The sequence below is a fragment of the Pseudomonas saudiphocaensis genome, assembly GCF_000756775.1.
Taxonomy (GTDB): Bacteria; Pseudomonadota; Gammaproteobacteria; order Pseudomonadales; family Pseudomonadaceae; genus Stutzerimonas; species Stutzerimonas saudiphocaensis.
The window spans coordinates 2,369,286-2,383,077 of the sequence record NZ_CCSF01000001.1 but is presented as its reverse complement, the minus strand read 5'-3'; the positions used below and the strand labels follow the sequence as shown (position 1 = coordinate 2,383,077).

The following is a 13,792-nucleotide window of genomic DNA, read 5'->3' as shown; positions in this document are numbered from 1 at the left end:
TCTACTTCCTCAGGCTCTTGGCATTGGCAAACAGCGCCGCCATGGCATTGTTCGCTGGTGCGGGCTTGTCCTGGGGCGCGTGGCGCTCACTGCGCGGCGCGTTGCCGCGAGGCTTGCCGCCCCGTGGGCCTTCGGTCTTCTCGCCGGGGGTATCGCTCATGCGCATCGACAGGCCGACGCGGTTGCGCGGGATGTCCACTTCCATGACCTTGACCTTGACGATGTCGCCAGCCTTGACCACTTCGTAGGGATCTTTCACGAACTTCTCCGACAGCGCGCTGATGTGCACCAGGCCATCCTGATGCACGCCGATGTCGACGAAGGCGCCGAAGTTGGTCACGTTGGTCACCACCCCTTCGAGCACCATTCCCGGGGTCAAATCGCTGAGTTTCTCGACGCCTTCCTGGAATTCGGCGGTCTTGAACTCGGGGCGTGGGTCGCGGCCGGGTTTCTCCAGCTCTTGGAGGATGTCGCTGACGGTCACCAGGCCGAAGCTCTCGTCGGTGAACTGTTTGGGATCCAGGCGCTTGAGGAAGGCCGAGTCGCCGATCAGCGAGCGGATATCGCGACCGGTGTCCTGGGCGATGCGCGTGACCAGCGGATAGGTCTCCGGGTGTACCGCGGAGGCGTCCAGCGGGTTGTCGCCATTCATCACGCGGAGGAAGCCGGCGGCCTGCTCGAAGGTCTTCTCGCCCAGGCGCGGCACCTTCTTCAGCTCGCTGCGGGACTTGAACGCACCGTTGGCGTCGCGGTAGGCCACGATGTTCTGCGCCAGGGTGCCGTTGAGCCCGGAAATGCGTGCCAGCAGCGCAGCGGAGGCGGTGTTCACGTCCACGCCGACGGCGTTCACGCAGTCCTCGACCACCGCGTCCAGCGAGCGCGCCAGCTTCAGCTGCGACACGTCGTGCTGGTACTGGCCGACGCCGATGGCCTTGGGCTCGATCTTCACCAGCTCGGCCAGCGGGTCCTGCAGGCGGCGGGCAATGGATACGGCGCCGCGCAGCGACACGTCCAGATCGGGGAATTCCCTGGCGGCCAGTTCCGAGGCCGAATACACCGAGGCGCCGGCCTCGCTGACCATGATCTTGGTCAGCTTCAGCCCCGGCACCTTCTTGATCAGCTCGCCGGCCAGCTTGTCGGTCTCGCGGCTGGCGGTGCCGTTGCCGATGGCGATAAGGTCCACCCCATGCTTGGCACAGAGCTTGGCCAGGATCGCCAGGGTGCCGTCCCAGTCGTTGCGCGGCGCGTGCGGGTAGACGGTGGCGGTGTCGAGCAGCTTGCCGGTGGCATCCACCACCGCCACCTTGCAGCCGGTGCGCAGGCCCGGATCCAGCGCCAGGGTCGCGCGCGGTCCGGCCGGTGCGGCCAGCAACAGGTCATGCAGGTTGCGCGCGAAGACGCCGATGGCATCGTCCTCGGCCTTGTCGCGCAGCTCGCCGAGCAGGTCGGTTTCCAGGTGGGTATAGAGCTTGACCTTCCAGGTCCAGCGCACCACCTCGCCCAGCCACTTGTCGGCGGCACGGCCACGGTTGTCAATGCCGAAGCGCTCGCCGATCATCACCTCGCCCGGATGCATGGTGCCCGGCGCTTCGTCGCCGACCTTGAGAGCGATGCTGAGAATGCCTTCGTTGCGGCCGCGGAAGATCGCCAGTGCACGGTGGGACGGGGTGTTCTTCAGCACTTCGTCGTGCTCGAAGTAGTCGCTGAACTTGGCGCCTTCGTTTTCCTTGCCCGGCACCACGCGGGCACTCAGGGTGGCGTTGTGCTTGAGGAAGTCGCGCAGCTTGGCCAGCAGATCGGCGTCCTCGGCGAAGCGCTCCATGAGGATGTACTTGGCGCCTTCGAGCACCGCCTTGGTGTCGGCGAAGCCCTTTTCGGCATCGATGAAGCGTGCGGCTTCGGTCTCGGGGTCTAGCTCAGGATTGCCGAACAGGCTGTCGGCCAGCTCGCCCAGGCCGGCTTCCAGGGCGATCTGGCCCTTGGTGCGGCGCTTCTGCTTGTAGGGCAGGTACAGGTCTTCGAGACGGGTCTTGGTGTCGGCCAGATCGATCTCGCGTTTCAGTTCCGGGGTCAGCTTGCCCTGCTCTTCGATGCTGGCGAGGATCGAGGCGCGGCGCTCGTCCAGCTCGCGCAGGTAGCGCAGGCGCTCTTCCAGATTGCGCAGCTGGGTATCGTCGAGGCTGCCGGTGACTTCCTTGCGGTAACGGGCGATGAAGGGCACGGTGGAGCCTTCGTCGAGCAGCGCCACGGCGGCGGCTACCTGTTGCGGGCGCACGCCCAGTTCTGTGGCGATGCGGGAATTGATGCTGTCCATGAACCTACCTGGGTCAGTCAAACCATGCAGGCCGTGCCTGCGCGAAAGGGCGCGATTATAAAGGCAGCGGCCGGCTTGGGATCGGGCGTTGGAAGAAAAACCCTGCGGCCGTTTTCGTCTCCGCCCGCCGTTCGGTCGCAAAATCTGCTAACAATGGCTGTCAGTTGTGTTGAGACCAGTGGGCGCATAATGCCCTGTCGATCATTTGGGAGTTTCCATGAGCAGCACTGCGCCCGCCAGCGAAGGCGAAAAGATCCTTATTGTCGATGACGATGCCCGCCTGCGGCGTTTGCTTGAACGCTTTCTGGATGAGCAGGGTTACCGCGTCCGTACCGTGGAAAGTGCTGAGCAGATGGATCGCCTGCTCAGTCGCGAGCTGTTCCACCTGGTGGTGCTGGACCTGATGATGCCGGGTGAAGATGGTCTCTCGGCTTGCCATCGTCTGCGTGAAGGCGGCAACCAGATTCCCATCATCATGCTGACGGCCAAGGGCGATGAGGCCAGTCGTATTCAGGGGCTGGAGCAGGGGGCTGACGATTACCTGGCCAAGCCTTTCAACCCGCGCGAGCTGCTGGCGCGGATTCGCGCCGTATTGCGTCGTCAGACCCCGCAGGTGCCTGGCGCGCCGGGTAGCGAAGACGAAACCGTGACCTTCGGTGACTACGAGCTATTCCTCGGCACTCGCGAGCTGAAGAAGGGTGACCAGGTCCATATGCTCACCACTGGCGAATTTGCCGTGCTCAAGGCATTGGTGCAGCACGCCCGCGAGCCTTTGACCCGCGACAAGCTGATGAACCTGGCCCGTGGTCGGGAATGGGATGCCCTGGAGCGCTCCATCGACGTACAGATTTCCCGTTTGCGCCGCCTGATCGAACCCGACCCGTCCAAGCCGCGCTACATCCAGACCGTCTGGGGCGTGGGCTACGTGTTTGTGCCTGATGGCAACAAAAGCTGACGAATCAAAGAGCGCCAAGGGCTGGCCCGCAGGGTGAGCGCAGCGAATCAAACTTGCCGGGCTCGCTACAGGTTGATTGATCGTTACTCACCTGGTTCGCCCGTCGGGCCGCGCTGGGGCGCGCTAGTCGCAGGCCACTTGCGGGCCTGTCTTTGCAAGGCAGGTGGTTTCAGCGACCTGCTAAAGGCGAGGGCTGGTGCTTCGAACGATCCTGTCGCGTCTTTTATCGACCTCATCGAGTTGCCATGAAAACTCCCCTGTGGTTCCCGCAAAGCTTCTTTGCCCGCACCTTGTGGCTGGTGCTGATCGTCGTGCTGTTCTCCAAGGTGCTGATGCTGGTGTACCTGATGATGAACGAAGACGTCATGGTCGATCGCCAGTACAGCCATGGAGCTGCGCTGACCCTGCGTGCGTACTGGGCTGCCGATGAGGCGAGCCGCGAGCGCATTGCCGAGGCTGCCGGTTTGCGCAAGGTGGCGCCCGAAGATGTGCCGCCCAGCGAATACCACTGGCCCTACACCGAGATTTTCCAGCGCCAGATGCAGGCCGAGCTTGGGGCCGATACCGATGTTCGGGTGCGGATCCAGCCGCAGACTGCCATTTGGGTGCGGGCACCGGAGCTGGGGCCGGATTGGCTGCAGGTGCCGTTGTATGCCTATCCATTGCGCGGTCAGCGGATCTGGAGCGTGCTCGGCTGGTTCCTCGGAATCGGTCTGCTTTCTACCGCAGCGGCCTGGATCTTCGTCAGCCAGCTCAACCTGCCGCTCAAGCGTCTGGTCTACGCCGCCCGGCAGTTCGGCAAGGGGCGCAGCGTGCGCCTGCCGGTGAGCGATACACCCAGCGAGATGACCGAGGTTTATCGCGCCTTCAACCAGATGGCCGAAGATGTCGAGCAGGCCGGGCGTGAGCGAGAACTGATGCTCGCCGGTGTTTCCCACGATCTGCGTACGCCGCTGACCCGCCTGCGACTGTCGCTGGAGCTGATGTCCAGCGATGCCGAGCTGACTGAAGACATGATCCGCGATATTGAGGATATGGACGCCATCCTCGATCAATTCCTGGCCTTTGTCCGTGACGGCAGCGATGAGCCGGTGGAGAAGCTCGACCTGGGCGAGCTGGTTCGCGAGGTGGTGGCGCCTTACAACCAGTACGAAGAAACCGTGCGCTTGTGTCTGGAACCGATGCCGGCGTTGGCGTTACGCCGGGTGTCGATCAAGCGCCTGCTGGTCAACCTGATCGAGAATGCTCTGCGGTACGGCGGGCACGGTGTGGAGGTGGCAGCATTCGTCTCGGGCGAACAGCAGGCGCCCTATGTGGTACTGAGCGTGTTGGACCGGGGCGCCGGGATCAATCCCGACGAGCTTGGCGAGATCTTCAACCCCTTTATCCGCGGCGACCGCGCCAGGGGCGGACACGGCACCGGGCTGGGTCTGGCCATCGTCAAGCGCATCGCCGCCCAGCATGGTGGCGCCATCGAACTGCGCAACCGTGCCGGTGGCGGGCTGGAGGCACGGGTCAGCTTGCCGCTGGGGCTGTTGCTGCCCAGGGATGCGACCAAGGCCTGAAAGCCGCTGTAGGCTTCAGGGGGAAACTGGAGCTCCGGCCCGAGGTTGGGCCTCCCACAAAAGCATGCAAGGCGCCTGGAAATTGACCGCAGGCGCGCCGGAACCCGGGTTAGCCCTTGCCCTTGGTCCGCGTCAGATGCGGGCCGGCGTTTTTTTCCAGGTACTGGATGATCAGCCCGGCCACGTCCTTGCCGGTGGTTTCCTCGATGCCGGCCAGGCCCGGCGAGGAATTTACTTCCATCACCAGTGGGCCGTGGTTGGAGCGCAGGATATCGACGCCCGCTACCGAAAGGCCCATGACCTTGGCCGCGCGGATGGCGGTCATGCGTTCTTCCGGGGTGATCTTGATCAGGCTGGCGGAGCCGCCGCGGTGCAGATTGGAGCGGAATTCACCGGGCTTGGCCTGGCGCTTCATGGCCGCGATCACCTTGTCGCCAACCACGAAGCAGCGGATGTCGGCGCCGCCGGCTTCCTTGATGTATTCCTGCACCATGATGTCCTGCTTGAGGCTCATAAAGGCCTCGATCACCGATTCGGCGGCCTTTTCCGTCTCACACAGCACCACGCCAATGCCCTGGGTGCCTTCCAGCACCTTGATCACCAGCGGCGCACCGCCGACCATGCGGATCAGGTCGGCGATGTCGTCCGGAGAGTGGGCGAAACCGGTGACCGGCAGGCCGATGCCGCGGCGTGACAGCAGCTGCAGCGAGCGCAGCTTGTCCCGCGAGCGGGCAATCGCCACCGACTCGTTCAACGGGAACACGCCCATCATCTCGAACTGGCGCAACACGGCGCAGCCATAGAAGGTGACCGAGGCGCCGATCCGCGGGATTACTGCGTCGAAGCCTTCCAGCGGGCGGCCACGATAGTGGATCTGCGGTTTGTGACTGGCGATGTTCATATAGGCCCGCAGGGTGTCGATTACCACCATCTCATGGCCACGCTGCTGGCCGGCCTCCACCAGGCGGCGGGTCGAATACAGGCGAGGATTGCGCGACAGCACGGCGATTTTCATTGGGCACCGGGAGAAGTAAGGTTCTGGGGTTTTTGCTGCACATAGGTGCGCGAGGGGTCGATCAACCATTTGCCGTCCATCAGGGCCTTGGAGCCCAGCAGCAGGCGATAGCGCATGGTCTTGCGGCAGGTCAGGGTGAATTCCACCGGCCACAGATGATCGCCCAGCGCCAACAGCGTGCGCACCACAAAGCGGGTCTGGGTATGACCATTGGAACTCTTGATCAGTTTGCGCGTGACCAGTGGTGCCTCACAGCGATGGCGGCGTTGCACTTGCGTGCCAAGGTGGGCATTGAAGCGCACCCAACGCTCGCCATTGCGATCGAATTCGACGATCTCGGTGGCGTGCAGTGCCGAGGTGCTGGCGCCGGTGTCGATCTTCGCGCGCAGACCGACCACACCAAGCTCGGGCAGTGCAATCCATTCGCGCAAACCGATGACGGTGTGTGGGTCGGGAGTATCCAAGGCGAGTATCCAGTAGGGTTGCGCCATTCTAGATGGGGCGCATGACAAGCGCATCTATCTGGCAGGCCATTGAAAAACGTAGCCGAGGCAGGCAAGACAAGGCGAAACAGCCGGAAAGCGGAGTTTAGTTTTCTAAATGAGCAATTTGAGGCTGTTTTAACGAAGTATTGCCAACACGGGTGGTTTTTCAGCGACCTGCTGTATGAACCTATGACATGGCACCGCTGACAGAGTTGAATGATGAGCGAAAAAGACGACGGCAAGGTACGCCTGGACAAATGGTTATGGGCCGCGCGCTTCTTCAAGACGCGCGCATTGGCCAAGGCAGCCATCGAGGGCGGCAAGGTGCACTGCAAGGGCGAGCGCTGCAAACCCAGCAAAGAGCTCAGGGTTGGCGAGGAACTGGTGATTCGCGCCGGCTTCGATGAGCGCACGGTGGTGGTTCGCGCGCTGTCGGACGTGCGCCGAGGTGCACCTGAAGCACAGCTGCTGTATGAAGAGACCGCCGAAAGCCTGACGCGCCGCGAGCAGGCGGCTGCGCTGCGCAAGGCCGGCGCGCTGGGTGTGGAAACCGATGGCAGGCCGAGCAAGAAGCAGCGTCGCGCCTTGCAACGATTTCGCGCCGAAGGCTGATCAGAGCTCGCTGTATGCGATGCGTGGTACGCCAGTAAAGCTGCGCTTCAGCAGCTCGTCCAGGCGCACACCTGTGGCCAGGTATTCATCACCGTAGCCATCGGCCTGCAAAGTCGGGTGAGCAATGACTTCGAGGGTGCCCTCGCCGGGTAGTTCGGTGGTGGTCAGGTCGTACGGAGTACAGGCGTAGTCGGGCATTCGACCGGCCAGCTGGCGTAGCCGGCGGTTAAGCAAATGCTTGAACACCCGCTTTGGCAAACTGATGTTGTGACCGAGGTTGCGCGCCGGGCGCAGCGGTATGCCTTGCTCGGCGGCGAAGCGGGCCAGTTCTGCGCCGACCGGCCAAAGATTGTGTACGTGCTGGTGGGAGTCCAGATGGCTGGGTCGCACGGATTTGTCCAGACAGCGTTGCCACTGCGCCTGGATCTCCTGACGGACCGCATCGCGCGCCTGCGAAGAAAGCCAAAAGGAGTGCTGCGCGAGGCTCAGGTCGAATTCTCCTGTGGGCGAGCAGAACTGCCGGAGTCGCTGGATCGGCTGGGTCAGTGGTTGGCCATGGGTGAGGTTTACATGAAGGCCGATGCGCCCGTGCAGTTTATGGGCATGAATCAGCTGGCAGGCCTCGTCAAAGGCTGGGGTGTTGGCCATCAGGGTGGCCGAGCTGATTAGGCCCTGGCAGAAGGCAGCGACGATCACTTGGTTGTTCGAAGTCGACAGACCAAAATCGTCGGCATTGATGATCACTCTGGATGGCATAACCGGTTCTCGGTAAATCAGCAGGAAGGTTGCTTGACGGCGCTACGTCCGACGCGGGTGGTTGCGTGCCGGTTACGCCACGCCCGCAGTGCAGGTTTGACCAGCAGCCACAGGCGATAGGCAAGCCCCAGCGCAACGCCTGACGGCCGACGGGAGTAGAAACTCCAGCGCAGATGCTCGACCTGACCCGTCATGCGTTCGTGAAGCTGATGGTTGGACTGGTGCAGGCTGACGCGGGACGCATCGATGTAGTTCCAGCCCTCGTCCAATCCCCAGCGGAACCATTCGTCCAGCAATAATCGTCCGCTGCCGAGCGATGCGAATTCGGGCAGGAAGGCGATGTTGTAGTCGTAGAGCCGGCCACGATCGAGCAGGCCCAGGCGGTAACTGATGCAGCGCCCTTCGAGTGACAGCTGTACCACGCGCACGTGGCCCTCTGCTGCCAACGAGGTGAGCGCACGGATGATCCAGTCTCGATGTGGGCCTGGGCTGAAAATGCCAACGCCATTGTCGCCTTTCCAGCTTGCAGCCTCGACCGCCTCGAGCGTCTGCAGGCATTGGGCGATAGTCGTCCCATCCGGTGTAATGCGCTCCACTATGGCCCCGCAGGCTTGCGTACGCTTGCGTGCGCGACGCAGCTCGTAGCGGGTATCGCCTGTGGCCTCTTGGCGATCCTCTTCACTCAGTCGATGCTCCGGCACTCGACAGCTGGTGCGCGCTTCCGATTGCCAGCTCTGCATCGCCCAGTGTCCAAGCAGATCTTGGTGCGCGGCGATTGCAGGTAATTCGTTGAGCTGCAGCCGAGCATGCGGCATTCGACGGCGAATGGCCTTGAGCGCCCGTTCGAGCAGGTAGGGGTTGGTTACCTCCACAAGCAGGCCGATGCGGTCGCTGAGCGGATGGCCCAAATGCCTGACCTCATGCACGGTCATGCCGAGCAGGCGGAGTGGGCAGCGAACCAGCGGAAGGCAACCGATCAAGCGGTCTCCCTGCCAGAGCAGCAGTACATGTAGCGTGCATCCGTGCTGAAGCGCCTGCTCGGCCGCACGTAGCCAGGCCAGGCTATTGAACGGCGTGCTTTGCGCCGAGCGTTTGCACAGTGCTTCATAGGCCGCAGCGGGAAATGAGGCTGAGCACAGGCTCGTTTGCCATTCCAGACGTTCGTTCATTCCTTCAGCACTCCACCTCAGTTTTTGGGGTTTCTCCGACGCTGGATCGGCGCCTGCTCAAGTGCTCAAGCCGTTTACCGTCGTAGCGGCTATAGCGATGAAACTTCAGGCAATTGAACAGGCAGTAGAGGTGAATGCTTTCGCCGACTTCTTCGAATTTGAACTTCACGTGCATGCGCAGCGCCGGTGAGTTATTCATGTTGACGACCGCTCGCGAATGGCTGAAACCTTCATCGAGAAAGGCTTGCCAGCGCTCTCGCTGTAACAGTACGGGCATGCCAGTGCTTCGATAGGGCGCCGCCACCTCGCCGGCAAACTGATAGATGCGCCCCGGTGGAAGACGCAGCCAGCAGTGGTAGGTCTGGTCGTCGTAGTAGTCCTTGGTACGAAACCAGGCCATGCCGATAACCTGTCCATCGTCATCCAGACAGGCCTCGCCGATACTATCGGAGCGGATCAATGTCGGTAGCGCGGGCTTGTATCGGGCGAAATAACGATCGAACGCCGGCAGCATCGCCTCGGTGATCCGTTCCTTTCGCCAGATGCATTTGCGCGGATAGGGGGGGGGCGGCACGTCCAGTGCGCGTTCCATCCATATCAGCTCGTCGTGGCGGTAGATGTAACGTGCCCACAGGACGCGCAAAGTACCCATCAGCCCCTTGCGTCTGATTTTTTCAAGCAGGGTGGGTTCTGTCATGGTCGCCTCCAATCCATCGAAAACAACGTTTCCCCCGGCAGGGTGAAGCTCAGAGAGTTATTGTCGCAATGCCAGCTGCCCTCACGCTCGCGGCTGTCCGGGCCGAACAAGGACAGTCGGAACGTGCCGGCGCAACCGACCGATTCGATCTTGACGTTCTGCTCTCGTAGGGCTTTGTTCACGCCCAACACTCGCTGCCCAGACTTACCGTCAACGGAGGTATTCAGCGCCAGGGCGTCGACTTCGAATGCATCGTTGTCCAGCTTCAGGACTTGACTGCCCCAGTGGCGGGCGATGAAGGACTGGGCCAGACCGACGGGTTTGATGGCATAAGCCTCATGACCGTTCTCGTGCAGCATGCCTTTCGGATATTCCGGTTCATCGGCGGCCTGGAAGTAATTGATCATGTCCAGCAGGCCGTCCTGCGATGCATTGATGACCACGGAAGCCCACCAGAGCGACGCGAAGTGGGTGTTTTGCTCATACGGGCTCAGGCTCGAGCCGCTGGAGATGTTGGTCTGGTCCAGAAGCAATGCCTTGCGTGGCCGGCCCTTTACGTCCAGCCCGACCAGTTTCGCCGCAGCGAGAACGTTGTCCCGGTAGACGCGTGTGGCAAGCAGGTCTCGCACCATCCATTCATGCCAGGCCAGGGCGTCGATGAATTCACCGTGGCGCGCCAGCAGCCGCGCAGCCCAGTCCAAGCCGCGGCGCTGTGCGGCGTTGTCGCGTGTCGGTCCGTTGCTCAAGCGTGAACTGGCTGGCATCGCGATGCGTACGCCCGCGGCATAGGCGGCGGTGTCGGCGCGGATCTGCCGGCTGAGCGTGGCGAAATACCGCTCGAAACTTTCAAAGCTGGGGTAATTAAGGTTCGGTTCGTCTGCGACGGCCAGGTAATGCAGCCCACCGTTTAACGTACGGCTGTCCTCAAGCCAGGTTTCCAGGCCTGCCAGTGTTTCCGCAGTTGCCTCCAGTACGGCTTTGCGACCGCTGCCGGCAAGCAATGTGATGCTTTGGTTGATGCCAAAGTGCTGTTGGTAGACCTGGCGGAATCCGCGTTCCCGACCGGGCTGTCTGCTGAGCACGTCGACGAAGCTGTAATACCCTCCAGCCTGAGGTTTGAGCGCATCCAGCGCGGTGTACGCCGACTGTGGTGGCTCGGCGTAGGGGAGTGCGATGCCGATTGCCGGAGTTGGGCCAAGCACAGCCTCGTGCAACTTGAGGTGAACCTCACCGGGATGCCAGTGCGGGGTGCGCAGATCTTCCGGGCGCTGAGCGAACAGGTTGGCGGCTCCGTCGAGCCAGAAGGCGGCCTTGCCGCTGCCGACCAAGGTCAGTTGCCAGATTTGATCCTGGCCCGAACCGGGTAGGGCGACCTGATCGAAATCCGCGTACGTCTTATGGGGCTTTAGCGCCAGGGTCACTTGCTGCCCGTCTGCTAGACGGCGTGCCTGCAAGCCATGTACCCCGCCGTGAAACTTGCCTGCCAGCACGGCACGCTCGCCGGCACGGGTCCGGAAGTAAAGCGTCGCATTGCGGCCCACGTCAGCGCTGAAGTGCAGCTTCACCGGCTCGAACATCGAGGCCAGGTGTTCTGAGTGTTTGACGCGGTAGTTGCGAAAGCTATATCCCGGCACTTCCAGGCGATAGGGTGCATGGGGGTCCGAGAGCGTCCACTGCAGTTGCCCACGTGTTTCGCTGGCCGCAATCGCCCGCTCGGCTTGCAGGCGACCTCGTCCGTCGACCAGATAAAGGCGCTCGGCATTGGCTTCCGCCTGCCAGGCTGGCTGCCAGTCGATCTGCAACTGCTGGGTACCTTTCGGATACAGATGCAGCGTGCCGTCGCGAAGTGCCTGCCAGCTCCGGTCGGCAGCCGCGACCGGTCCGGCCAGCAGGGCCGCCAAAAGGAAGATCACGCATTTCATGTGAGGGACTCTCCACCTTTCAGCAGTTGACGCAGTCTGGCGATGTCACTCGGCAGGATGAGCAATGTCTGTAACAGGGGCACCTGGCTGAGCCGGCAGTACCACAGAAGCATGGCCAGGCTGACAACGAGATAGGCCACCGATGACGCGATGCCGGCGCCGACGATGCCCAGCGGCGGAATCAGCAGAACATTGAGCAACAGGTTAAGCGCCGCCCCGGCGCCCATCATCAGCGATACGCTTCCCGGGTGATTCTTGCCAAGCAGATCCAGGCGCAGGATGCTGGCGTAGCACAGGCCGAACAGGCCCGGCAGCAGGGCAAGCAAGGCCGGGTATGCGGGCGCATAGCTTTCACCGAACAGGCCCACGATAAGCCACTGCCCGACCAGAGCCATGCATGCGCAGGCGCCGAGCATGACTGTGGCGGTGATACGCAATGCGAAGGGAGTAAGTTGCCGGATGCCCTCGCCTTGCCTGAGGAGGCGCTTCATCAGCGGCGTGGTCACAGCCTCGGGAACGATCAGCAGCAGCTCGGCAGCGGCCGATGCCATGGCGTAGTACCCCAGTGCTTCGCTGCCGATGAAGGCGCCGATGAACAGGTAGTCCGAGCGCAGCAGTACCTGCTGGAACAGAACGTCGGGATGGCTCTTGCTGCTGTAGCGCAGCAGTTCGCGATGACTGCCCGAGTCCCAGCGCAGCCGCAATTGATGAAAGCGTCCAAGCCAGCACCAGCCTGCCATGACCACCAGCCCGATGCCCAGCATCCAGCTGATGATCGCGGCCTCCAGCGCCGCGGTTTGCCACATCCAGAAACAGGCCAGGAACAGCACCAGCGGTGCCAGCGACTCGAGCAGCCGCAGGGCGTTGAACGGGCCGACTCGACCGTCCGCATTGTGCAGGGTCAGCAAGCCGTTCTTGAGTATGGTCAGCGGTACGGCGAGCAGCAGGATCCAAACCAGGGGCCCGAGTTGGCCTGCTGCTTCCAGCTCCGCGCCAAACTGATCGAACAGCAGCACGCCGCATAACGTCAGCAGGCCCGCCGCCAGGCAGCCGAACACCAGTACTTGGGTAAGCAGCAGGCCCATGGGCCGCTGCTGAGCTGCCTGATATCCCAGTGCGGTATTCAGTCCGCCGCTGGTAAGCGCTGCAAGCAGGTCTGGCAAGGCACTGAGCAAGGCGAAAAGCCCTCGCTCCGAAGGGCCGAGAATCCGCGCCAGCAGCACGTTGCGCAGCAACCGCAGGCCGATCATGGCCAATCGGGTTCCCATGCTCAGCGCCAGGTGGCGTAGATACTGGTTGCGGCTCATCGCGCCAGGCCCTGCAGCAGGCGCCAGCCAAACAGCCCGGGGTTTCGGGCCATCTGGTGACTGACGCCAATGCGCGGAAGCGCAAGGGGGTCATCATCGGCTTGGTACAACGCCGGGTGGGTAGCTAGGGCGCGGTGATAACCGAGCTGCGCCACGGCCTGACGAACACGGCCGTCGTGATCGCCATTGGGGTAGCAGTAGATCGGCAGGGGAGCCTGGCACCGCGTCGCCAGCTCGCGATGGCTGCGTTGCAGGTCATCGACCAGTGCTGCGTCGTCCATCTTCGTGAGAATGCCATGGCGGGCGCCATGCGGACCGAAACGTACCCAGCCGGAATCTTCCAGCGCTCTGACCTGGTCCCAGTCCATCGCCTGTGGCGTCTGCTGTGGGCAGAGGTTGGCCAGCTTTTGCAGCGTCGCGGCAGGCAAGGCCTTGAGTGACTGCAGGTAGAACGCCAGTGCCCGGCTGCGCTGTCGCTCAGGCAGGGTGTCAAAGTCGGCCGGCAATGGTGCGGCGCCACACTCGGCCAGCTTCTTCTGTAACAGCGTTCGAGTCTGTGTGCCGGACGCTTCCCAGAGGGTTTCGCCGATGCTTTCCCACCAGAAGCCCTGCGGGTTACCGATAAAGTCGGTAGAAAGAAAGATGCTTGCGGGCACGCCATAGCGGGCAAGCAGTGGGTATGCAACCTCGGCATTGTCCCGCCAGCCATCGTCGAACGTCAGGGCGACCCGGGCACGTCCGTCAGCGGGTGCGGTAAGCAGCTCTTCCAGCGGAACACAGGCAAAGCGTCGTTGCAGCCAAGCCAGCAGCTGCGCGAAAGCCGACTGGCCAATGCACAGCTCGGCACGGTGAGGCAGCGCAGCCGCATTGTCGTCGGCAAGCACACGGTGCAGCATTAGAATCAGGCGCGCTTCACGGAGCTGGCGCCGCCCGCTGGGGCCGTTGAGATGAAGCCAGCCGATTGCGGCCTTGCATGCTTGGGAAGGAGTCATTGG

12 protein-coding genes are annotated in these 13,792 nt (G+C 62.7%); 3 read left to right on the top strand and 9 right to left on the bottom strand.

What is annotated here, in order from left to right:
- Position 1 precedes the first annotated feature (1 nt).
- A complete protein-coding gene (locus BN1079_RS10955; protein ID WP_037024342.1) occupies positions 2–2,314 on the bottom strand; it encodes a Tex family protein in 2,313 nt (770 codons plus the stop codon).
- A gap of 217 nt (positions 2,315–2,531) precedes the next feature.
- On the opposite strand from BN1079_RS10955, the gene ompR reads away from it, so the two are divergent.
- Together ompR and BN1079_RS10945 are read left to right on the top strand one after the other, a co-directional pair.
- Positions 2,532–3,269 (top strand): osmolarity response regulator transcription factor OmpR, encoded by a 738-nt coding sequence (ompR, locus tag BN1079_RS10950; protein ID WP_037024341.1) that lies wholly within the window; start codon positions 2,532–2,534, stop codon positions 3,267–3,269.
- Positions 3,270–3,514: 245 nt separating this feature from the next.
- Entirely contained in the window at positions 3,515–4,834 is a 1,320-nt protein-coding gene (locus BN1079_RS10945) for an ATP-binding protein (RefSeq protein ID WP_037024340.1), read from the top strand.
- A gap of 109 nt (positions 4,835–4,943) precedes the next feature.
- On the opposite strand, the gene rimK is transcribed toward BN1079_RS10945, so the two are convergent.
- Together rimK and rimB are read right to left on the bottom strand one after the other, a co-directional pair.
- Positions 4,944–5,849, bottom strand: a complete 906-nt coding sequence (rimK, locus tag BN1079_RS10940) for a 30S ribosomal protein S6--L-glutamate ligase (protein WP_037024339.1) — start codon at positions 5,847–5,849, stop codon at positions 4,944–4,946.
- The gene (gene rimB, locus BN1079_RS10935) at positions 5,846–6,340 is read right to left on the bottom strand and encodes a retropepsin-like aspartic endopeptidase RimB (RefSeq protein ID WP_081950831.1); all 495 of its coding nucleotides are present in this window, start codon (positions 6,338–6,340) and stop codon (positions 5,846–5,848) included. The genes rimK and rimB overlap by 4 nt, the downstream gene beginning before the upstream one ends.
- 213 nt (positions 6,341–6,553) lie before the next feature.
- On the opposite strand from rimB, the gene hslR reads away from it, so the two are divergent.
- Positions 6,554–6,946: a ribosome-associated heat shock protein Hsp15 gene (gene hslR, locus BN1079_RS10930; protein WP_037024336.1), complete on the top strand. Its 393-nt coding sequence runs from the start codon at positions 6,554–6,556 to the stop codon at positions 6,944–6,946.
- On the opposite strand, the gene BN1079_RS10925 is transcribed toward hslR, so the two are convergent.
- Genes BN1079_RS10925 through BN1079_RS10900 form a run of 6 tightly spaced genes read right to left on the bottom strand, consistent with a single transcriptional unit; the run spans position 6,947 to position 13,789 of the window.
- Positions 6,947–7,702, bottom strand: coding sequence for a carbohydrate deacetylase (locus BN1079_RS10925; protein ID WP_037024334.1), 756 nt, complete (start codon positions 7,700–7,702; stop codon positions 6,947–6,949).
- Between the two features lie 17 nt (positions 7,703–7,719).
- Positions 7,720–8,871, bottom strand: a complete 1,152-nt coding sequence (locus tag BN1079_RS10920) for a GNAT family N-acetyltransferase (RefSeq protein WP_052114466.1) — start codon at positions 8,869–8,871, stop codon at positions 7,720–7,722.
- Positions 8,872–8,875: 4 nt separating this feature from the next.
- Entirely contained in the window at positions 8,876–9,568 is a 693-nt protein-coding gene (locus tag BN1079_RS10915) for a hypothetical protein (protein ID WP_037024332.1), read from the bottom strand.
- Positions 9,565–11,490 carry a hypothetical protein gene (locus tag BN1079_RS10910; RefSeq protein ID WP_037024329.1) on the bottom strand — a complete coding sequence of 642 codons (1,926 nt, stop codon included), beginning with the start codon at positions 11,488–11,490 and terminating at the stop codon, positions 9,565–9,567. Before BN1079_RS10910 ends, BN1079_RS10915 begins: the two co-directional genes overlap by 4 nt.
- Entirely contained in the window at positions 11,487–12,797 is a 1,311-nt protein-coding gene (locus BN1079_RS10905; protein WP_037024326.1) for a lipopolysaccharide biosynthesis protein, read from the bottom strand. The genes BN1079_RS10910 and BN1079_RS10905 overlap by 4 nt, the downstream gene beginning before the upstream one ends.
- Positions 12,794–13,789: a polysaccharide deacetylase family protein gene (locus BN1079_RS10900; RefSeq protein ID WP_037024325.1), complete on the bottom strand. Its 996-nt coding sequence runs from the start codon at positions 13,787–13,789 to the stop codon at positions 12,794–12,796. The genes BN1079_RS10905 and BN1079_RS10900 overlap by 4 nt, the downstream gene beginning before the upstream one ends.
- Positions 13,790–13,792 lie beyond the last annotated feature (3 nt).